Raw genomic sequence first — 19,683 nt, 5'->3', positions numbered from 1 at the left:
CGTGATTTGCCAAGGCTCAGGAGACAGATCATGAGCACAGCCGACCAGCCACGCCCCGTCACAGCCAACAGCCTCGAAAATCTCGGCACAGCCGGCATCCGCCATGGCTTCTTCACCCGCGACGGCGGCGTCTCCGAGGGCATCTATCGCGGCCTCAATGTCGGCCTCGGCTCCAACGACGATCCCGAGAAAGTGCGGGAGAACCGCCGCCGCGTCAGCGCCTGGTTCGGACTGCCGCTGGAACGCCTCGCCACCGCCCACCAGGTGCATTCGCCCGACGTTGTGGTGGTGACAGGCGATTACGATGGCAGCCGGCCCCAGGCGGACGCCCAGGTCACGGCAAGCCCCGGCATCATCCTCGGCGTGCTCACGGCCGATTGCGGTCCGATCCTCTTCGCCGATCCTGAGAACCGGGTGATCGGTGCAGCCCATGCCGGCTGGAAGGGCGCTCTTGGCGGCGTCTTGGAAAAGACGATCGAGGCGATGATCGGCCTAGGTGCAAAGCGCGACAACATCCGCGCAACGCTCGGCCCTTCGATCTCCCAGGCCAGCTACGAAGTCGGCCCCGAATTCGTCGATCGCTTCCTCGCATCCAACAGTGACTTCGAAGCCTTCTTCACGCCGTCGACAAAACCGGGCCACGCAATGTTCGACCTGCCGGGCCTCACCGTCCGGCGCCTGACGCAAGCCGGTGTCACCGCCGACAGCGTTGGTCTTTGCACCTATGCCGCCCCTGAAACGTTCTTTTCCTATCGCCGGACCACACATGCGGGCGAACCCGATTATGGGCGGCAGATTTCGGCGATAGCGATCAAGGAGGACTGAGATGGCCCTGCACTTCCCCGAGAGCGAATTTTCCGCCCGCCGCGCCCGCCTGATGGCGCGCATGGCCGAGGAAAAGCTCGATGCCCTGCTGCTCTTCGCACAGGAGAGCATGTACTGGCTGACCGGCTTCGACAGCTTCGGCTACTGCTTCTTCCAGACCCTCATCGTCCAGGCAGACGGCAGCCTCACGCTACTTACCCGCACGCCGGATCTGCGCCAGGCCAAGCACACCTCGACCATCGACAACATCGTTGTCTGGGTCGACAGGCCGAATGCCGACCCCGCCGTCGACCTGCGCAACCTCCTGAGCGACCTCGATCTGCTCGGCATGCGCGTCGGCGTGGAATACGACACCCATGGCATGACGGGCCGCGTCGCACGCCTCGTCGACAACCAGCTGACCAACTTCTGCGAAGCGATCGATGCCTCCTACATCGTCAGCAATCTGAGGCTGGTGAAATCCGCAGCCGAGATTGCCAAGGTCACCCATGCGGCAGAACTCGCCGACCTCGCCTTCGATGCGGCGCTGCCATTGATCGGCGCGGATGCCGACGAAGCTGAGATCCTGGCCGCCATGCAGTCTGCGATCCTGGCCGGCGGAGGTGACTATCCCGCCAATCCCTTCGTCATCGGCTCTGCCGCAGACGCACTTCTCTGCCGCTACAAATCGGGGCGCCGCAAGCTGTCGGCCTCGGATCAGGTGACCCTGGAATGGGCGGGAGTGTCCTCCCACTACCATGCACCGATGCTGCGCACCGTTCTGGTCGGCGACCCCTCGCCACGCCACCGCGAGCTTTATACCGCCGCCCTCGAGGGCATGCGGGCAATCGAGCATGTCCTTCGCCCCGGCCACACCTTCGGCGAGGTCTTCGACGCCCATGCCAAGGTGATGGACGATCGCGGCCTCACCCGCCATCGCTTCAATGCCTGCGGCTATTCGGTCGGCGCACGTTTCGCGCCCTCCTGGATGGAGCACCAGATGTTCCATGCCGGCAATCCGCAGGAAATCTCCGCCGACATGAGCCTCTTCGTCCATATGATCATCATGGACAGTGATCGGGAAACCGCCATGACGCTCGGCCACACCTACCTGACGACCGAGACCGCGCCGCGAGCGCTCTCGCGTCATTCACTCGACCTGATCAACTTGTGAGGCCGATGAGCCGAAAAGCATGAGGCAAAGAGGCATTGCCCGCTTGTTCAGGGAATTGACAGGCTGAGAATGCTAGTCACATTAATTGTGACAGAGTGAAGGGGAAGGACCCGCAGTGGTGAGACGTTCCCGCAGAATGACCACGAGACTGGCCGGAGCCTTCGGCCTTCTCCTTATCCTTGCAGGCTGCAACAGCACGGAAGTGCTGACACCGCCGGCAGAGGTCGGCGATGGCAGCCAGCCTGCCACCTATTCCCAGCAGCTCGCCTCACCGGCAGTCGGCAGCCAGCCGGTTCAAAGCGCACCGCTCGGCCAGCTGGGCGGCTATGCAGAACCCGTCCGCGGGCCCCAGAACTCGCTGGAAGCCCAGGCTGCGGCTCTGGCACAAGGCGGTCGCAATCCCGTCGCCTCCGCTCCCCTCGAAGGTGCCGACACCCAGGCCTTCCCAGCCGCCCCGCAACAGACGGCGGCCCAGCAGCCCACAAGCCAGTCACAACCCGCCCCGCAACAGGCACAAAGCCAGCAGGCCGCCCTTCCCCCTGCCGCTCAGGCGACCGGCAGCATCCGCTTCCTGCCGATCATCGGCGCACCGGTCCAGGCCGTCACGCCGCTCTCCCGCCAGCTTGGCGCCGAGGCCCGTGCCCGCGGCCTCACGATCAAGAGCGCGAGCGACGCCTCGAGCGAGCACATCCTCAAAGGCTACTTCTCCGCCTTCGCCGACAGCGGCAATGTGACGATCACCTATGTCTGGGATATCCTCGATGCCAGCGGCGGTCGCCTGCACCGTATCCAGGGCCAGGAGATCGTCCCCTCCGGCGCGCAGGACCCCTGGGCTGCCGTCCCCGCCTCGGTCATGCAGCAGATCGCCACGAAGAGCATGGCAGAATATGTATCATGGCGGAACAGTCGCGCCGGCTGAGACCCGAGCGATATCCGCCCTGTAAAACCGCAAATCATGCGCCCCATTTGGCGCATCAACCGAAAATATGGGCCTTACCGTCCAAACCTCTTGCATTCAGGGGGAAGGGCGCTAAAAAGCCCGCATCTCAGCATGGTAACAGGCGGGCCAAGATGAAGGTTTTCGCAGGTAATTCGAACCGGCAACTTGCCGAAACGATCTGCTCCTATCTCAACGTACCACTCGGCAAGGCCAGCGTCCGCCGTTTCGCAGACCAGGAAATCTTCGTAGAGATCCAGGAAAACGTGCGCGGCGAGGACGTCTTCGTCGTTCAATCGACGTCCTTCCCGACGAATGACCACCTGATGGAACTGCTGATCATGATCGACGCCTTCCGTCGTTCTTCAGCACGCCGCATCACGGCCGTTCTTCCCTATTTCGGCTATGCCCGTCAGGACCGGAAACCCGGTCCGCGTACGCCGATCTCGGCAAAGCTCGTTGCCAATCTGATCACCGAAGCCGGTGCCGACCGTGTTCTCACGCTCGACCTGCATGCAGGTCAGATCCAGGGCTTCTTCGATATCCCCACCGACAACCTTTATGCCGTGCCGCTTCTCGCCCGCGACATCAAGGAACATTACGACACGAACAATGTCATGGTTGTGTCGCCCGACGTCGGCGGTGTTGTGCGCGCCCGCTCGCTGGCCAAGCGCCTCGACTGTCTGCTCGCGATCGTCGACAAGCGTCGCGACCGTCCGGGTGAATCCGAAGTCATGAACGTCATCGGTGAAGTCTCCGGCAAGGACTGCATCCTCATCGACGATATCGTCGATTCCGGTGGCACGCTCTGCAATGCGGCGGAAGCGCTGCTGAAGAACGGTGCGACCAGCGTGACCGCTTATATCACCCATGGCGTGCTATCCGGCGGTGCCGTCACGCGCGTGGCCTCGTCCAAGCTTCGCGAACTTGTGATCACCGACTCGATCCAGCCGACCACGGCAGTCCAGTCGGCACACAACATCCGCGTTCTCTCGACCGCCACGCTGCTCGGTGAGGCAATTAATCGCACCAGCCAGGAAGAGTCGGTTTCCAGCCTCTTCGACTAAGGAAACCGCGGCTTCGCAAGTTAACTCTAAGCAACGGAATGCAGTGTCAGCGGTGTCACGGCCTCTTGCACTGCGTCTACGCTTTGCATACAGCTTGCCGCGCAATGTTCCATCTTGAAACGGGGCATTTCGGACGACGACACCCTTACGCGTGATTTGATGTCACTGACCGTTGAACAGCTGCTTGCCAATCTGGACCTGCATGAGGCGGTGAGAGACCAGTCGCGGGCACTGCTGCAAGTCAATGACGAAACCCCTCGCCTGGCAGCCGTCTTCGGCACGCAGCAGCGCTGGCTGCTCGGCCATCTCGCCATGGGGCAGTATTTCGCGGAAGTCGCGCGCGGCAATGCCGAACCCGTCATCCTGATGGCCCGCTATCTCGAGCAAGTGAAAACGCTCGGCATCTCCTCCGTCAACACCGCAGACGCCTTCATCAAGGAAATGCTGGTCTACGGCATCGCGCAGCATGGCCAGACGCCTGACCGCCGAAACCGCCCCTTCGTGCCGGCCCCGCAGACCATCGCCGCGACCCGCCGCTGGGTCTCGATTCACTTGGCCACCCTCGACCGCCTCGACAGCGGCAGGAGGCTCGATGGCCTAGAGACCGACAACAGGATCCTGTCGCGCCTGCACCCGGAAATCACGACCCGCGCCATGATCTCGCCGGAACTGCGCAGCCCTACCCAGACCTGGTCGCTGTTCACCTGGCTCAACAATGGCGGCATTGTCATGGACTGGCTGATGGTGGGCGTGGAGCCGGTCGATCCGTCGGTCAAGCGCATTCCGACCCAGCTCCGCTCGGTGCCTGAACTCGCCGAAAACTTCCGTCTCTCGCGCACCCACCTCACCCGCAAGCTGCGCGAGGCGGAAGCCATCGGCAGCATCGGCTGGGAGGGCAATCGCGGCCGCTCCGTGATGTGGATATCAAGGGAATTCCTGCTCGAATATCACACGACGCAGGCCTACAAGCTGGCGATCATCGATGCCGCCTGCGAAAAGATCGGCCTGCGCTGAAGCCTGCCCCGATCTCAGCTCCGCTGGAGCGGCAGCGGACAGGCCTCACCTCCGGAAAACAACCGTGACCGCGTGAGGAAGCGCCGCTCGCGGCCATTGTCGAGCGAGAACATCCCGCCCCTGCCCGGCACAACATCAATGATTAGCTGCGTATGCGCCCAGACGGCATATTGGCTGCCGCTGATGTAGAAGGGCACGCCGCCAATTTCACCGAGCTTCACATCCGTCTCGCCGACCCGGTAGTCGCTCGCCGGATAACACATCGGCGAAGACCCGTCGCAGCATCCGCCGGACTGGTGGAAGAGGATCTCAGGATGGTCCCTCTGGATTTCGGCGAGAAACGCCAATGCGGCTTCAGTCGCGATGACCCTTGGTTCACCGGGATTGGGATTGTCGGTCACGGCGGTTCCTTCCAAGTGCGTTGCGACGGGACCCACCCTCCCCTTGAGGGGGAGGGTGGGCACGCAGTGCCGGTGTGGGGCGATTGATCGGGCACTGATCCATCACCCCCACCCGCAGCTTCGCTGCGACCTCGCCCCTCAAGGGGGAGGTGTAGATGTTTAGAAGAAACCCAATGCCTTGGGGCTATAGGACACCAGCATGTTCTTGGTCTGCTGGTAGTGGTCGAGCATCATCTTGTGCGTCTCGCGACCAATGCCCGACTGCTTGTAGCCACCGAAGGCGGCATGCGCCGGATAGGCGTGGTAGCAGTTGGTCCAGACACGACCGGCCTGGATGTTGCGGCCGAAGTTGTAGCAGGTATTGGCGTCCCGGCTCCACACGCCGGCACCAAGGCCATAAAGCGTGTCATTGGCGATTTCGAGCGCTTCTGCTTCGTCCTTGAAGGTCGTGACGGATACGACCGGCCCAAAAATCTCTTCCTGGAACACGCGCATCTTGTTGTGACCCTTGAACACCGTCGGCTTGACGTAATAGCCGCCGGCCAGTTCGCCTGCGAGGCTGTTGCGCTCACCGCCGATCAGCACTTCCGCGCCCTCCTGGCGACCGATATCCATATAGGAAAGGATCTTTTCCAGCTGCTCGGAGGATGCCTGCGCGCCGATCATGGTCGACATGTCGAGCGGGTCACCTTGGCGAATCGCCGCAACGCGCTTGAGTGCCTTTTCCATGAAGCGGTCGTAGATTTTCTCATGCACCAGGGCACGGCTCGGGCAGGTGCAGACTTCGCCTTGGTTAAGCGCGAACATCGCGAAGCCTTCAAGCGCCTTGTCGAGATAGTCGTCATCCTCGCGCATGACGTCTTCGAAGAAGATGTTCGGCGACTTGCCGCCCAGCTCCAGCGTGACCGGAATGAGGTTCTGGCTGGCATACTGCATGATCAACCGGCCGGTCGAGGTCTCGCCGGTGAAGGCGATCTTGGCGATCCGCGGGCTGGTCGCGAGCGGCTTGCCGGCTTCGAGCCCGAAACCGTTGACGATATTGAGCACGCCCGGCGGCAGGAGATCGCCGACCAGTTCGATCCAGACGAGGATCGAGGCTGGCGTCTGTTCGGCAGGCTTCAGCACAACGCAGTTTCCGGCGGCCAGCGCCGGTGCCATCTTCCAGGCCGCCATCAGGATCGGAAAGTTCCACGGAATGATCTGCCCGACAACGCCGAGCGGCTCATGGAAGTGATAGGCGATGGTGTCGTGGTCGACCTCGCCGATCGTCCCCTCCTGGGCACGAATGCAGGAGGCGAAATAGCGGAAGTGGTCGATGGCGAGCGGAATGTCGGCGGCCATGGTCTCGCGCAGCGGCTTGCCGTTATCCCAGGTCTCGGCCCGGGCGAGCAGTTCGAGATTGTCCTCCATCCGCTGGGCGATCTTCATCAGGATGTTGGAGCGCTCGGTGGTCGAGGTCCGGCCCCACTTGTCCTTCGCGGCATGGGCGGCATCGAGGGCAAGATTGATGTCATGCTCGTCGGAACGGGCGATGTCGCAGAGCTTGCCACCGGTGACCGGCGTCGTGTTCTCGAAGTAGCGCCCGTTCACCGGTTCGCGGAATTCGCCGCCAATGAAGTTGCCGTATTTCAGCTTGAACGGCGAAGCCGCGATTGTCTGGACCTGAATGTTCATCTGTCATCCTCCCTGTGAAAGGACCCCTCCTCGGGTCCCGATGGCAGGATGATTGCTGCCTTCTCTCTTGGGGAATAGTGCCGCGAAACAGTGCTGCAGCGCACAGTGTTTCAGTCTTGCGACACATATGCGAGATCAGTGCAGCTGGAAGCGCTTCATCTTCCGGTGCAGCGTCGCGCGGCTGATGCCGAGCATCTGGGCTGCCTGGGAGACATTGCCATTGGCACGCGACAGCACCCGGCGAAGCGCCGCCCGCTCGGCATCGTCGAGATCGCTGGTACGGCCATTATGGGTTTCGCGCAGCGCATCGGCAGCCGGCAACCCTTGCGCAATCAACCCGTCGTCGAGCTTCAGCGCCACCCGTGCGGCCTTGGTCGCACCGAGGATCAGGTCATCGCCATCGACGGCGATCAAGGCCGAAAGCGACTGGGCCTGCGGCACCACCACGATGCGCGCACCGGCAAACGCTTGACGGAAGAGATTGCTTTCCACCCTCGCCGCCGCATCGCGCACCGCCTGCGACAGGACGGCGAGCGTCATGTCGGAGACATCGTTGCGGCAGGTGGAAACATCGAGTGCCGCCGTAACCCGGCCGAGATGATCGCGGATCGGTGCGGTTGCGCAGGAGAGCTCGATATTGGCGCTCATGAAATGCTGATCGCGATGGATGACGACGGCCCGCTCGTCGGCAAGTGCGGTGCCGATGCCGTTGGTGCCGACACTCGCCTCGCTCCACAGCGTCTGCTGCCAGAGCCCCAGTGCCCGGAATTCGACATCGTCACCAGGCGCACCGCGCCTGTCGACCACGATCCCGCTATGATCCGCAAGGATGATGCAGCAACCGGAGCGTCCAACCATCTGGTAAAGCCGATCGACCTCATCAGCGGAGCTGCCGATCAAGCGCTCCATGCGCTCGCGCGCCTCGCGATACGTCGCCTCGTCGACCTGGACGGGCTTTCGCGCCTCTTCCGGCTGCAGGCGATAAAGATTGAGACACCGGCTCCATGAGGCGGCAACAGGCGAGGTCACCGCCGCGGATGCCTTCTGCGCCGTCGAGTAGACGAGATCGGAATGACTGATATCCTGACGCATCGGCTCCTCCCAAAGCACTGGCGTCAGTATGCGCCATCCGCCCGAAGAGGCAATCGCTCATGTGAGCGTCAAATGACCACCCCTCACGGCCGCCCGCAAAGTGGCGCAAATCTGCGACAGTTCACCCAGACAAAGACCAAAGCGCTCAGGCGGCAAGCCCGTCCTTCGTATCATCAGCCACAATCCGCTCATCTGCATCAGCGGGCGCTGCCGGATTGACGATGGCCTGGAGTTCGGAAATCGGCACCGGGCGACCGTAGAAATAGCCCTGCACTTGGGCGCAGCCCTCGTCCTGCAGGAACCGCAGATGCTCGGCATTCTCCACGCCTTCGGCCAGAACCGGGATATCGAGGCTCTGCGCCAGGATCAGCGTAGAGCGCACGATTGCTGCCGACTGCCGGTTATCGGCAACATTGTCGATGAAGCCGCGGTCGATCTTGATCTTGTCGAAGGGGAAGAGCTGCAGCGTCGAGAGCGACGAATAACCAGTGCCGTAGTCGTCCATCGCGATCTTCACGCCGATCGTCTTCAACTGCCGAATGATCGACAGCGCGTTCTGCTGGTCAGCGATGATGCCGGATTCGGTGATTTCGAGCTCGAGTCGATCAGGAGCAAGGCCGGTTTCCTTGAGGATATCCCGAACACGCTGCGGGAAGTTGCTGTTGGCGAGCTGCTTTGGCGCGACATTGACGGCGATCCGCAAGGGATTGTTCCACTTGACCGCAGCCAGGCAGGACTGCCGCAACACCCAGTCGCCGAGTTCCATGATGAAGCCGGTCCGCTCCGCGATCGGAATGAACTCGACGGGCGATACCATGCCGCGCTTCGGATGCAGCCAGCGCAGCAGAACCTCGAAACCGACAACCTCGCCCGAGAGCGTGTTGTTCTGCTGCTGGAAGTAGAGCATGAACTCGCCGCGTTCGAGGCCGGCCCGCATATCCATGGCAAGCGCGCTGCGTTCACGGGCTGCCTGGTCCATCGACCGGTCATAGAAACAGATCTGGTTGGAGCCAATGGACTTGGCGCGGTACATGGCCGTATCGGCCTGCGCCAAGAGATCATCGATCGTCTCGGCGCCGTCAGGCGAGACCGAGATGCCGATGCTGGTGCCGATGGAGAGTGTCATGTTCTCCCAGTCGATCGGCTCGCCGAGATCCTTGACGATCCGCGCCGCCATATGCTCGGCTTCCGAATGCGTGAACAGGCGGGACGTCACAGCGACAAACTCGTCCCCGCCAATGCGAGCGACGAACTCACCCTCACGAAGACGGCGCCCCAGTCTCTCGGCTGCAATCCTGAGAACGTGATCGCCCGCAGCATGCCCGTGCACGTCGTTGATTTCCTTGAAGCGGTCGAGATCGAAAGACAAGAGATAAACCCGTTCGCCCCCTGCCCCCGGCCGCTCCAGCATGTCACTCAGTCGCTCGACAAAGGCGCTCCGGTTCGGAAGGCCCGTCAGCGCGTCGTGCAGCGAAAGCTGGCGGTAGCGCTCGACGGCCGACTTGGTCGACTGCCGGTCGATCACATAAGTCATCGAACCGATGGAGAGGATAAGGACCGTGACCAGCATCAAGACGACGGTCAGCACGCTTTCGGGCAGCATGTCCGCCGGCAGAGCCGCAGATGAATCCGGCACGACGGTGACACCGGTCATGCCGATGAAATGGGTCGAGGCAATAGCCAGCACCAGGGCCACACCGCCGCCATAACGGCAGAACCGGGTCACGGGCCGAGCAACGCGGCTGGTCGCAATGGCTCCGAACAGCGCACCGGCCACGAGCGAAACGGCGACATAAGTGCCATTCCATTCGAGATGCCCCTGAACCTGATAGCCCGCCATGCCGACATAATGCATGGCAGCGATGCCGGCGCCCACAACCGCACCACCCGCCTCGATCAGCAAGCTGCGCTGGGTCGCCGCCGCAATCGCAAAGCCGATACCCGTGACGGTGATGGCAAGAACCAGAGATGCCAGCGTCGCCTTCGGCTCGTAACCGGCCAGAACGTCCGCCTCATAGCCCATCATGGCGACGAAATGGGTGGTCCAGATCGCGGCGCCCCCGATCACGCTGGTCAGCGAGATCCAGCTCGCCCATGCGGCACCCCGCGTGCTTCTCACCCTGCCGAACAGCCGCATCGTCAACAGCGAACCGAAGACACAGATGGAGACAGCCGCGATCAGCGACAGCGGGTCATGTTCAACAACGATACAGGTGAGAACTTCGAGCATGAAATGGGACCACGTGAAAACCAGAGCCTGCATTAGCATTCGTCAATTGCTAAGAGCTTGAGCGGAATGGTTACCAAATCGACTTCGCCGCGTTGAAGGCGCTCTGCCCGATCACAAATGCGTAATCTGTGCCGCAGGTCCGCAGAACCTTGCTATTGCGCATCATCTGGTCTATAGGCGCCCGATCCGCACAGACACCCTTGGAGGCAATGTGGATGGGACCGGCAACGGTCTCCGGTTCTGGCATGGCATCAAAGCCGCCAGGGCTCTCCAGTAACTTGAAAGGTAAAAGCCATGAGCCACGCTTCTTACGAGCTCAAGGCCGTAGCACGCGAACGGGTAGGTAAGGGGTCCTCCCGCGAACTTCGCCGCAACGGTCTCATCCCGGCTGTCATCTATGGTGACAAGCAGGCCCCGATTGCGATCTCGATCAATACGAACGAGATCACCAAGCGCATCCACGCCGGCGGTTTCATGACCACCGTCGCCGTCATTGAAGTCAATGGCGAAAAGATCCGCGTTCTGCCGAAGGACTACCAGCTCGACGTCGTTCGTGACTTCACGATGCATGTCGACTTCCTGCGCGTCTCGGCCAACAGCCAGGTACAGGTTCAGGTTCCGGTTCACTTCGTCAACGAAGAGAAGTCCGCTATCAAGACCGGCGCCGTTCTCAACATCGTTCGTCACGAAGTTGAACTGCACTGCCCGGCTTCGGACATCCCGGAAGCGATCACTGTTGACCTCGCCGGCCTCAAGGTTGGTGATGCGATCCATATCTCGGCTGTCAAGCTGCCGAAGGGCGTAACGCCTGTAATCGCTGACCGCGACTTCACGATCGCCACGATCGTTGCTCCGGCTGGCGGCATGGAAGAAGAAGCAGCCGAAGCCTGATCTTCAGCTCGGTTGTAACAATTAAGCCCATCCCTTCGCGGGGATGGGCTTTTTGCTGTCCGATAGACTCGATTCCGACCATTTCTCTTTAGTTAGATTTAAAGTATTTCGTGAAAGCCTTCGCCTCGCAATTATTGCGTGAGGGGAGTTTTGAGCATCATGCTGCATCATCCCGCGCCTCCCGAGGCGGACTGCTGATGACACGTTCGGTCGAGAGCCGATTCCTCGCCATTGTGGGGATCACGATCTTTATTCTGGTCGTGCCGCTCTTTGCGCTGTTCCTGTCTCTGGCGACGGAACGGGCCTCCAATGAACTGCAGCAAAACCTCGACATCCTGCTGGCGGCCAACGCCCAGGCCCTGGCAAAACCGCTCTGGGATTTCGACGAGGAAAGCGTCGAGCAGATCACCGCCACCATCGTCTCCAACGGTCCCGTCAGCCGCGTCAACGTCAAGGATATCTCCGGCGGCATCTCGGTCTCCATGCCAGCGCTGCCAAAGTGGCCGAAGAACGGTCTGGAATCGATCACGCGCGAGATCTTTTACCGCGCCGTCGAAGGCCCCAAGTCGGTCGGCACGATCACCATCTATTATAGCCGCATCGACATGTTCTCCTCGCTGCGCCAGGCAGAGGTCATGCTGATCGGCATCTTCATGCTCGCGGTCGTGGGCGTGGTCGGCGCCGCCATCGTCGGTAACCGGCTGATGGTCATGAAGCCGCTGCTGAAGCTCACCGCAGCCATCGAGGCGACCCGCAGGCTCGGCTCCCGCCACCACGTCGACTGGCAGTCGAACGACGAAATCGGGCGGCTGGCGCGCAGCTTCAACGCCATGCAGATCAAGCTCGAGCAGGAAGAGGCCGAACTTCGCCTCGCCCACCGGCGCTCGACCGATATCTACAACACGACGCCCGCCATGCTGTTCTCCCTCGACGAGGAAGACCGCATCACCGGCGTCAGCGACTACTGGCTCGTGGCAACCGGCTATCAGCGCCACCAGATCGTCGGCCGCCGCTTCATCGAACTCGTGCCCACCGAGGCCCGTTCCGGCTATCTGGAGCGCAAGAAGACCCGCTCGATCGCCGACGTCCTGGAAGCCACCACCCAGTTCGTCTGCGCCGATGGGTCCGTGATGGACGTGCTGATTGCGGAAGCCAACCGCACGATCGAGGGCGCACAGGAAGACCTGTCCCTGTCAGTCATGACCGATGTCACCGCGCTCAAGCAGTCCGAAGAGCGCAACCATCGCCAGGCGATCACCGACCACCTGACCGGCCTGCGCAACCGCCAGGGCTTCGAGACCGCCCTCGACAGCGAGATTGCCGCGACCGATACCGCAGGCGAGGAATTGGCCTGCATCTTCGTCGATCTCGACCGCTTCAAGTGGATCAACGACAATCTCGGCCATCAGGCCGGTGACATCGTGCTCTGCCGTTTCGTCGAGCGCATGAATGATCGCCTGCCGAAGGGCGCGATTGCGGCGCGTCTCGGCGGCGACGAATTCGCCGTTCTCTTGCGTGGTCATGCGATCGAACCTGTCGCAACCGAGATCAGCCGTGCGCTTTGCGAAATCTTCGTCGACCCGATGACGATCGAAGGCTCGACGGTGCGCCTCAGCGCCAGCATCGGTATCGCGCTCTATCCCCGCCATGCCGCCAATGCCGCTGAACTGCTGCAGAAATCCGACATGGCGATGTACAGCAAGAAGCGCGACGGCAAGAACGGTGCAATGCTCTACAATTCGGAGATCCAGGACCACACCCGCCGCCGCGCCGAGATCGAGCACGACATCGAAGAAGGCCTGGCGGAAGACTGGTTCGATGCCTTCTTCCAGCCGATCGTCGAAGTCGGCAGCGGTCGCACCGTCGGCTACGAGGCCCTGATGCGTCTCGTTCATCCAGAACGCGGCGTCATCCCGCCGGCCGAACTCATCTGCGTGGCGGAAGAGACCGGCGCGATCAGCCGCCTCGGCGGCCAGGTGCTGGAAAAGGCGCTCTCGAACCTTGCCCGCCTGAGTGCCGCGACCGGCGATCACGACGCCTATCTCGCCGTCAACTTCTCGCCGCTGCAATTCGATCAGTCGCTGCCCGTTCGCCTCGCCGCGCTGACCACCCATTTCGACATCGCGCCACACCGCATCGTCATCGAAATCACCGAAGCGACTTTGCTGCACGACAATCCGCAGATCCGCACGATCCTCGATGAATTCAACCGCTACGGCTATCGCCTCGCGCTCGACGACTTTGGCACGGGTTACTCTTCGCTCAGCTACCTGAACCGCTTCCCCGTCGATATCGTCAAGATCGACCAGTCCTTCATCCGCTCGCTGACCGAGGATGAGGCGGAACTGCGCCACAAGAGCCGCATGCTCGTCGAAGGCATCACGGCGATCTCCCACAAGATGGAATGTGCCGTGGTCGCGGAGGGCATCGAGACCGATGAACAGCGTCAGATCCTCGAAGAATTCGGCGTCGACTACGGCCAGGGCTATCTCTTCGCCCGGCCACAGCCGCTGGCCAAACTGATCGAACAAGCCACCGCCACACCGGCTCGCCTGCAAAAGGCCTCGGCCGGCTGACATCAAACGCAAGAGGGAACCGCAATGAAAGTCCTTGGCCTTATACTTTCACTTGCGGCGGCCCCGGTCGCCGCCGCAGACATCGTCCACTTCACGACGGAAGACTATCCACCCTATAACTTCCGCGTCGGCGCCGAGATCCGAGGTGCCGGCTATGATCAGGTCCTCCTGATGATGGAAGAGATCAAAGTCCCCTATACGCTCGAGATGATGCCCTGGGCACGCGCCATCGCCCTGGCTGAAACGGAGAAGATGTACTGCGTCTTCACGACCGCCCATATTCCGGAACGCGACAAGAAGTTCAAATGGGTGGAGCCTATCGCCGTCGGCCGCAACTTCATGGTCTCCGACAAGAGTTCGGGCATCAAGGTCGGCAACATCGAAGAGGCCAAGCGCTACATCGTTGGCACCCAGCGCAACGACTACACCCAGACGCTTCTGGAGAACGAAGGTTTCCCCAAGATCGACCTCGCCACCGACCTCAAGCTGACGCTGAAGAAACTGCAGAGCAAGCGCATCGACCTGATGCCGATTTCCGAGCAGCATTACATCGAGCTGCAGGAAAAGGGTGAGGAGCTTGAGGCGCAATTCGTCTTCTCGGAGCAGAAATTCGCCATCGCCTGCAACGCGAACTTTCCGGAAGATCTGCTCGCCCGCATGCAGGGCGCGCTCGACAAGCTGATCGCCGACGGCACCCAGGCCGAAATCTTCGACACCTATAATCTGCGCTACTCTAATTTCGGGATGGTCGCCGCCAAACCCTGACGGCTCAGACATCAGTCTTGACATTCAAGCCGTTTCGCTGTCGGGAAAGGCAAAGAACCTCAAGACGGATCTCGGGCAATGATCATCCTGGCCGGCCTCGGCAATCCCGGTGCGCAGTACGCGAAGAACCGGCATAATATCGGCTTCATGGCCGTCGACGCGATCCAGCGTCGCCACGGCTTCTCCCCATGGGCGAAGAAGTTCAAGGCCGAGATCGCGGAAGGCACGCTCGCCGGCGAGAAGGTCATGCTGATCAAGCCGCAGACCTTCATGAACCTCTCCGGCGAAAGCGTCGGCGAGGCTATGCGCTTCTACAAGCTCGGCCCCGAAGACATCGTCGCGATCTATGACGAACTCGACCTCCTCCCCGGCAAGGCCCGCATCAAGACCGGGGGCGGTCATGGTGGCCATAACGGCATCAAGTCACTCGACGCCCATTGCGGCCTGAACTACCGGCGCCTGCGCCTCGGCATCGGCCATCCCGGCGACAAGGCAAAAGTCCACAACCACGTGCTCGGTGACTTCGCCAAGGTGGACGCCGAATGGCTGGATCCGCTGCTCGAAGCGCTCGCCGACAATGCCGAAATGCTGGTACGCGGTGAGGATTCGCAGCTGATGAACAAGCTGGCGCTCGCAACCGGCGGCAAGGCCGAGGACGAAAAGCCCGCCAAGGCCCCAAAGACCCCGAAGCCGGCCCAGTCCCACATCCATCAGGCCCGCAATTTTAACCAGCCGAAGAAGCTTCCCGAAACCGGCCCGATGGCTGAGATGCTGAAGAAGATGTTCGGCCCCAAGGGCGACTGACCACACAATCACGGGCCCACCCTGCCCCGCCTTTAACCGATAGCCGCGCAAACGACCGGAAGACTGCCATGAGCCACGACATCACCACCGACCTCGTCACCCTGCGCGACTACTGGCGCTATGCCATTTCCCGCTTCAACGCCGCAGAACTCAGCTACGGCCACGGCACCCACACCGCCGTCGACGATGCTGCCTTCCTCGTGCTCGACAGCCTCGACCTGCCGATCGACGCGCTCGACCCCTTCCTCGATGCGAAACTACTGCCCGCCGAGCGGCGCCTGCTCGCCGAGCGCATCGAAACCCGTGTTGCGACCCGCAAGCCCTCGGCCTATCTGACTGGCCGCTCCTACATCCAGGGCCTGCGCTTCTTCGTCGACGAACGCGTGATCGTGCCGCGCTCGCATATCGGCGAGATCCTGTTCAACGAATATGGCGGCGAATTCGGCTCGACCTTCCTGCCTGATCCCTTCGCGGTTGAAAGCGTGGTCGACATCTGCACCGGCTCCGGCTGCCTCGCCATCCTCGCCACGCGTTTCTTCCCGCTGGCATCAGTCGATGCCGTCGATCTCTCCACGGATGCACTGGACGTGGCCGAAAAGAACCGCCAGGCCTATGGCCTCAAGGACCAGCTGACGCTGCACCAGGGCGATCTCTTCACGCCACTTGCCGGCCGCAAGTTCGACCTGATCATCACCAACCCGCCCTATGTCGATCACGAGGCGATGGAGGCCTTCCCGGCCGAATACCGCGCCGAACCCGCCATGGCCCATGATGGCGGCGAAGACGGCCTTGATCTCGTGCGCACGCTGCTCACTGAGGCCCCCAAGCACCTGAACCCGGGCGGCGGCATGCTCTGCGAGATCGGCCGTGGCCGCGACATCCTTGAAGCCGAATTCCCAGACCTCGACTTCCTCTGGGTCGAGACGACGGAAGAGGAAGACGCGGTGTTCTGGATCAGCGCGGAAGCGCTCGGCGTGAAGGCGAAGAAGAAGTGAGGCCAAGGCCTCACCACTCGAACGTCTCGACCCGGTACCAGAAGAGATCGACGAGTGCTGCGAGCCCCCAGTCGATCCAGTAGGCAATGACTTTCGAGACATCGGGAACGAGCAGCAGCACGACAAACCCGCTCAGCATGGCCCAGCACACCGCGAGCCGTAAGTTATGCAGGCTGTCGAGGCGGTAATAGCCCGCATCGTCATACTCGGTCTTGAAGATCATGTCGGTCCAGCTGTAGCCGTCGCTGATCACGAGATCCATGACAGGCCGATCCGACAGGCGGTCCGGCAAGAGGTTGAAAACGGCGCGCGAAACATGCCCCAGTGCACCCAGCAGGGCGAACACAGCCAGCGCCACGGCATAGTGCCAGGTGGCTGCTTCGGCGAGTGTCTGCGGGTCGGGGTTCATGGGCTAAGTCTAGCCAGCAGACGTAATCATTTGGTTTCCGGCCTTAGTTCTGGCCCGCCTGCACCGGCCTTGCAAGCAGCCCCTCGACAAGTGCCCGAAACGCCACCTGCGCACGCGGCAGCACGCTCTCGGGCTCCGCGCTGGCGGCAATCCACATCGCGGCATTGAGCGCGGCCCCACTGATCAGCCGCGCCGCGGCTTCCGTATCGACCGGTTTGAGGATCCCGTCCGCCATCAGGTCCTCGACGGCCTGACGGGTCACCTGGAGGCAGGAATTCTGGCTCGGCCATAACGAGGGATCGCCGAGCACCGCAGGACCGTCAAGCAGCACGATGCGCTGCACCTCGGGATCAAGCGCCATCTCGATATAGGCCGCCCCTTCAGCCAGGAGCGCATCCCACCCCTCGCCTGCCACAGCACCGCGCGCCTTGGCCAGCTCGGCCATCTCGCCATCGATCTGCTCGACGACGGCGGCAAACAGCCCGCGTTTGTCGCCGAAATTGTGATAGAGCGCGCCGCGTGTCAGACCCACGTCTGAGGTGAGCGCATCCATGGAGGCGTCCGCATAGCCTTTCTCCGCAAAGGCCTTGCGCGCAGCCGCGATCAGCTTGCCGCGATTTTCCGCCATGCTTTCCGACCGTGCGCGCTTCACGCCAATCTCCTGACTTCACATACACTGCGTATATGAATTTGACATACGACCCGTATGCGAATAAATCTACATACGCAACGTATATGAAATCTTCAGCCTGCAGCCAAGCGGCATTTCACCGACCCACCCACGGGCGGAACGATGCCGCATGCCCGAAAGGATACCCATGATCAAACCTGAACCCGTTTTCCCCGCAAACCGCCATGCGCTTTACGAACAACACGGCTATTCCGCCGCCATTCGCAGCGGTGACCTCCTCTTCGTCTCCGGTCAGGTCGGCAGCCGTGAGGACGGCACCGCCGAACCCGACTTCGAAGCCCAGGTGCGCCGCGCCTTCGCCAATCTCGAGGCAACACTGGCCGCCGCAGGCTGCAGCTTCACCGACCTGGTCGATGTCACAAGTTTCCACACCGACCCGGAAAACCAGTTCGCAACGATCATGAAGGTCAAGGCTGAAGTCTTCCCCGATCCGCCCTATCCGAACTGGACGGCGGTCGGCGTGACCTGGCTCGCCGGCTTCGACTTCGAGATCAAGGTCATCGCACGGATTCCGCAGACACAGTAAGCAAGCGGAGGTAACCGCTTGCCCGATCGAGAGGACGCGAGCTTCGCGTCCTCACTCCTCCGGCTCTGCCGTAAACAACAGCGGCATGCCCGCCTCCTTGGCGAGATCCATCGCCTCCGTCACCTTCGTCTCCGCAATCTCGCGCGTACAGACCACGACCACCGCCGAGCCGAACTTGTGCGCCGTCATCATCACCCGGTAACCCGTCTCCTCGCTCATCCGGAACACCACCTTCAGGACGATCGTGACGAATTCGCGCGGCGTATAATCGTCATTGTGCAGGAGCACCTTGTAGAGCCGTGGCTTCTCCACCTTGGGCTTGGTCACCGTCTTCGGCGTCAGTACCGTATCCTTCGCCATGGGTTCCTTCCGGATCTAGAGGCCGCATCAGGCCCGCAACACTTGACCATGTCCCTCCTATACCTCATAGGCGTGGGCAACGAAAATCCATCCCGAGCAGGTATTCAGAGCCATGGGCTTCAAATGCGGTATCGTCGGGCTTCCGAATGTCGGCAAGTCCACACTTTTCAACGCGCTGACCAAGACGGCGGCAGCCCAGGCAGCCAACTATCCCTTCTGCACGATCGAGCCGAACACCGGTGAAGTGGCCGTTCCCGATCCGCGCATGAAAAAGCTGGCCGATATCGCCGGCTCCAAGGAAATCATCCCGACCCGCATCTCCTTTGTCGACATCGCCGGCCTCGTGCGCGGCGCGTCGAAGGGCGAAGGCCTCGGCAACAAGTTCCTCGCCAACATCCGCGAAGTCGATGCCGTCGTCCACGTGCTGCGCTGCTTCGAAGATGATGACATCACCCATGTCGAAGGCAAGATCGACCCGGTTGGCGACGCCGATACGATCGAGACCGAGCTGATGCTCGCCGACCTCGAAAGCCTGGAACGCCGCGTCGAGCAGACCCGCAAGCGCGCCGCCTCCAAGGACAAGGAATCGACCGCCCAGCTGCCGATCATGGAACAGGTGGTCAAGCTGCTGAACGAAGGCAAGCCCGCCCGTCTTCTCCTGAAGACGCTTGCCCCTGACGAGATCGAGATCCTCAAGGGCCTCAACCTCCTCACCTCGCATCCGGTCCTCTACGTCTGCAACGTCGCCGAAGGTGACGCCGCAACCGGCAACAAGCACACCGAAGCTGTCGCCAAGATGGCAACCGAGCAGGGCGCCGAATGCGTCATCATCTCGGCTGCCATCGAAGCCGAAGTCGCCCAGCTGCCGGAAGAGGAAGCCACCGAATTCCTCTCTGCACTCGGCCTTGATGAAGCCGGCCTCGACCGCCTGATCCGCGCCGGTTATCACCTGCTCGACCTGATCACCTATTTCACGGTCGGCCCGAAGGAATGCCGTGCCTGGACCATCGTCCGCGGCACCAAGGCACCGGCCGCCGCTGGCGTGATCCACACCGATTTCGAACGCGGCTTCATCCGCGCCTTCACCATTTCCTATGACGACTACATCGCCTTCAAGGGCGAAGTCGGCGCCAAGGAAGCGGGCAAGGGCCGCGACGAAGGCAAGGAATATGTCGTCCAGGACGGCGACGTCATCCACTTCCGCTTCAACACCTAAGTGTGACGCCTGTAACAACAAAAGGCCGCGATCAACTCGCGGCCTTTTGTTGCATTT

The 19,683-nt window shown here is 61.8% G+C and carries 19 protein-coding genes; 12 read left to right on the top strand and 7 right to left on the bottom strand.

What is annotated here, in order from left to right:
- Positions 1–30 precede the first annotated feature (30 nt).
- The 5 genes from pgeF (at position 31) to AC02Y0_RS04830 (ending at position 4,996) form a co-directional block, all read left to right on the top strand.
- Positions 31–825 carry a peptidoglycan editing factor PgeF gene (gene pgeF / locus AC02Y0_RS04850; protein ID WP_476382796.1) on the top strand — a complete coding sequence of 265 codons (795 nt, stop codon included), beginning with the start codon at positions 31–33 and terminating at the stop codon, positions 823–825.
- Position 826: 1 nt separating this feature from the next.
- Positions 827–1,978: a M24 family metallopeptidase gene (locus AC02Y0_RS04845; RefSeq protein ID WP_444556633.1), complete on the top strand. Its 1,152-nt coding sequence runs from the start codon at positions 827–829 to the stop codon at positions 1,976–1,978.
- Positions 1,979–2,114: 136 nt separating this feature from the next.
- On the top strand, positions 2,115–2,897 hold the full coding sequence (locus tag AC02Y0_RS04840; protein WP_476382795.1) for a hypothetical protein: 783 nt from the start codon (positions 2,115–2,117) through the stop codon (positions 2,895–2,897).
- Positions 2,898–3,049: 152 nt separating this feature from the next.
- Positions 3,050–3,982 carry a ribose-phosphate pyrophosphokinase gene (locus AC02Y0_RS04835; RefSeq protein ID WP_476382794.1) on the top strand — a complete coding sequence of 311 codons (933 nt, stop codon included), beginning with the start codon at positions 3,050–3,052 and terminating at the stop codon, positions 3,980–3,982.
- A 159-nt stretch (positions 3,983–4,141) separates the two neighbouring features.
- Entirely contained in the window at positions 4,142–4,996 is an 855-nt protein-coding gene (locus AC02Y0_RS04830) for a hypothetical protein (protein WP_476382793.1), read from the top strand.
- Between the two features lie 14 nt (positions 4,997–5,010).
- Here the strand turns inward: AC02Y0_RS04830 and AC02Y0_RS04825 are convergent, their stop codons facing one another.
- The 4 genes from AC02Y0_RS04825 to AC02Y0_RS04810 all read right to left on the bottom strand — a co-directional run bounded on the left by AC02Y0_RS04825 (position 5,011) and on the right by AC02Y0_RS04810 (position 10,393).
- Positions 5,011–5,397: a DUF779 domain-containing protein gene (locus AC02Y0_RS04825; RefSeq protein WP_476382792.1), complete on the bottom strand. Its 387-nt coding sequence runs from the start codon at positions 5,395–5,397 to the stop codon at positions 5,011–5,013.
- A gap of 159 nt (positions 5,398–5,556) precedes the next feature.
- Positions 5,557–7,071 carry an aldehyde dehydrogenase gene (adh, locus tag AC02Y0_RS04820; RefSeq protein WP_476382791.1) on the bottom strand — a complete coding sequence of 505 codons (1,515 nt, stop codon included), beginning with the start codon at positions 7,069–7,071 and terminating at the stop codon, positions 5,557–5,559.
- 135 nt (positions 7,072–7,206) lie between these two features.
- The gene (locus tag AC02Y0_RS04815) at positions 7,207–8,163 is read right to left on the bottom strand and encodes a helix-turn-helix domain-containing protein (RefSeq protein ID WP_476382790.1); all 957 of its coding nucleotides are present in this window, start codon (positions 8,161–8,163) and stop codon (positions 7,207–7,209) included.
- 145 nt (positions 8,164–8,308) lie between these two features.
- Complete coding sequence (locus AC02Y0_RS04810; protein WP_476382789.1) at positions 8,309–10,393, bottom strand: putative bifunctional diguanylate cyclase/phosphodiesterase; 2,085 nt, start codon at positions 10,391–10,393, stop codon at positions 8,309–8,311.
- Between the two features lie 294 nt (positions 10,394–10,687).
- On the opposite strand from AC02Y0_RS04810, the gene AC02Y0_RS04805 reads away from it, so the two are divergent.
- From AC02Y0_RS04805 to prmB, 5 genes are all read left to right on the top strand, one after another.
- A complete protein-coding gene (locus tag AC02Y0_RS04805; protein ID WP_476382788.1) occupies positions 10,688–11,284 on the top strand; it encodes a 50S ribosomal protein L25/general stress protein Ctc in 597 nt (198 codons plus the stop codon).
- 197 nt (positions 11,285–11,481) lie between these two features.
- On the top strand, positions 11,482–13,860 hold the full coding sequence (locus AC02Y0_RS04800; RefSeq protein WP_476382787.1) for a putative bifunctional diguanylate cyclase/phosphodiesterase: 2,379 nt from the start codon (positions 11,482–11,484) through the stop codon (positions 13,858–13,860).
- Positions 13,861–13,884: 24 nt separating this feature from the next.
- Positions 13,885–14,625, top strand: coding sequence for a substrate-binding periplasmic protein (locus AC02Y0_RS04795; RefSeq protein WP_476382786.1), 741 nt, complete (start codon positions 13,885–13,887; stop codon positions 14,623–14,625).
- A 78-nt stretch (positions 14,626–14,703) separates the two neighbouring features.
- The gene (pth, locus tag AC02Y0_RS04790; protein ID WP_476382785.1) at positions 14,704–15,429 is read left to right on the top strand and encodes an aminoacyl-tRNA hydrolase; all 726 of its coding nucleotides are present in this window, start codon (positions 14,704–14,706) and stop codon (positions 15,427–15,429) included.
- 68 nt (positions 15,430–15,497) lie between these two features.
- Positions 15,498–16,424 (top strand): 50S ribosomal protein L3 N(5)-glutamine methyltransferase, encoded by a 927-nt coding sequence (prmB, locus tag AC02Y0_RS04785; RefSeq protein ID WP_476382784.1) that lies wholly within the window; start codon positions 15,498–15,500, stop codon positions 16,422–16,424.
- Positions 16,425–16,434: 10 nt separating this feature from the next.
- Here the strand turns inward: prmB and AC02Y0_RS04780 are convergent, their stop codons facing one another.
- Both AC02Y0_RS04780 and AC02Y0_RS04775 read right to left on the bottom strand, forming a co-directional pair.
- Complete coding sequence (locus AC02Y0_RS04780) at positions 16,435–16,833, bottom strand: hypothetical protein (RefSeq protein ID WP_476382783.1); 399 nt, start codon at positions 16,831–16,833, stop codon at positions 16,435–16,437.
- A 43-nt stretch (positions 16,834–16,876) separates the two neighbouring features.
- On the bottom strand, positions 16,877–17,485 hold the full coding sequence (locus AC02Y0_RS04775) for a TetR/AcrR family transcriptional regulator (protein ID WP_476382782.1): 609 nt from the start codon (positions 17,483–17,485) through the stop codon (positions 16,877–16,879).
- Positions 17,486–17,651: 166 nt separating this feature from the next.
- Between AC02Y0_RS04775 and AC02Y0_RS04770 the strand changes: the two genes are divergently transcribed.
- Entirely contained in the window at positions 17,652–18,050 is a 399-nt protein-coding gene (locus AC02Y0_RS04770) for a RidA family protein (protein WP_476382781.1), read from the top strand.
- Positions 18,051–18,101: 51 nt separating this feature from the next.
- Here AC02Y0_RS04770 and clpS read toward each other — a convergent pair whose 3' ends face one another.
- Positions 18,102–18,410, bottom strand: coding sequence for an ATP-dependent Clp protease adapter ClpS (gene clpS, locus AC02Y0_RS04765; RefSeq protein WP_006725606.1), 309 nt, complete (start codon positions 18,408–18,410; stop codon positions 18,102–18,104).
- Between the two features lie 112 nt (positions 18,411–18,522).
- Between clpS and ychF the strand changes: the two genes are divergently transcribed.
- Complete coding sequence (ychF, locus tag AC02Y0_RS04760; RefSeq protein ID WP_102018052.1) at positions 18,523–19,626, top strand: redox-regulated ATPase YchF; 1,104 nt, start codon at positions 18,523–18,525, stop codon at positions 19,624–19,626.
- The last annotated feature ends 57 nt before the right edge of the window (positions 19,627–19,683 follow it).

The sequence above is a fragment of the Allorhizobium sp. nf9_anc genome, assembly GCF_056323085.1.
This window is presented reverse-complemented; position numbering and strand designations above follow the sequence as displayed.

Coding starts and splice junctions, on each gene's coding strand:
- pgeF (WP_476382796.1), top strand. CDS start 31: ATGAGCACAGCCGACCAGCCACGCCCCGTCACAGCCAACAGCCTCGAA.
- AC02Y0_RS04845 (WP_444556633.1), top strand. CDS start 827: ATGGCCCTGCACTTCCCCGAGAGCGAATTTTCCGCCCGCCGCGCCCGC.
- AC02Y0_RS04840 (WP_476382795.1), top strand. CDS start 2,115: ATGACCACGAGACTGGCCGGAGCCTTCGGCCTTCTCCTTATCCTTGCA.
- AC02Y0_RS04835 (WP_476382794.1), top strand. CDS start 3,050: ATGAAGGTTTTCGCAGGTAATTCGAACCGGCAACTTGCCGAAACGATC.
- AC02Y0_RS04830 (WP_476382793.1), top strand. CDS start 4,142: ATGTCACTGACCGTTGAACAGCTGCTTGCCAATCTGGACCTGCATGAG.
- adh (WP_476382791.1), bottom strand. CDS start 7,071: ATGAACATTCAGGTCCAGACAATCGCGGCTTCGCCGTTCAAGCTGAAA.
- AC02Y0_RS04815 (WP_476382790.1), bottom strand. CDS start 8,163: ATGCGTCAGGATATCAGTCATTCCGATCTCGTCTACTCGACGGCGCAG.
- AC02Y0_RS04810 (WP_476382789.1), bottom strand. CDS start 10,393: ATGCTCGAAGTTCTCACCTGTATCGTTGTTGAACATGACCCGCTGTCG.
- AC02Y0_RS04805 (WP_476382788.1), top strand. CDS start 10,688: ATGAGCCACGCTTCTTACGAGCTCAAGGCCGTAGCACGCGAACGGGTA.
- AC02Y0_RS04800 (WP_476382787.1), top strand. CDS start 11,482: ATGACACGTTCGGTCGAGAGCCGATTCCTCGCCATTGTGGGGATCACG.
- AC02Y0_RS04795 (WP_476382786.1), top strand. CDS start 13,885: ATGAAAGTCCTTGGCCTTATACTTTCACTTGCGGCGGCCCCGGTCGCC.
- pth (WP_476382785.1), top strand. CDS start 14,704: ATGATCATCCTGGCCGGCCTCGGCAATCCCGGTGCGCAGTACGCGAAG.
- prmB (WP_476382784.1), top strand. CDS start 15,498: ATGAGCCACGACATCACCACCGACCTCGTCACCCTGCGCGACTACTGG.
- AC02Y0_RS04780 (WP_476382783.1), bottom strand. CDS start 16,833: ATGAACCCCGACCCGCAGACACTCGCCGAAGCAGCCACCTGGCACTAT.
- AC02Y0_RS04770 (WP_476382781.1), top strand. CDS start 17,652: ATGATCAAACCTGAACCCGTTTTCCCCGCAAACCGCCATGCGCTTTAC.
- clpS (WP_006725606.1), bottom strand. CDS start 18,410: ATGGCGAAGGATACGGTACTGACGCCGAAGACGGTGACCAAGCCCAAG.
- ychF (WP_102018052.1), top strand. CDS start 18,523: ATGGGCTTCAAATGCGGTATCGTCGGGCTTCCGAATGTCGGCAAGTCC.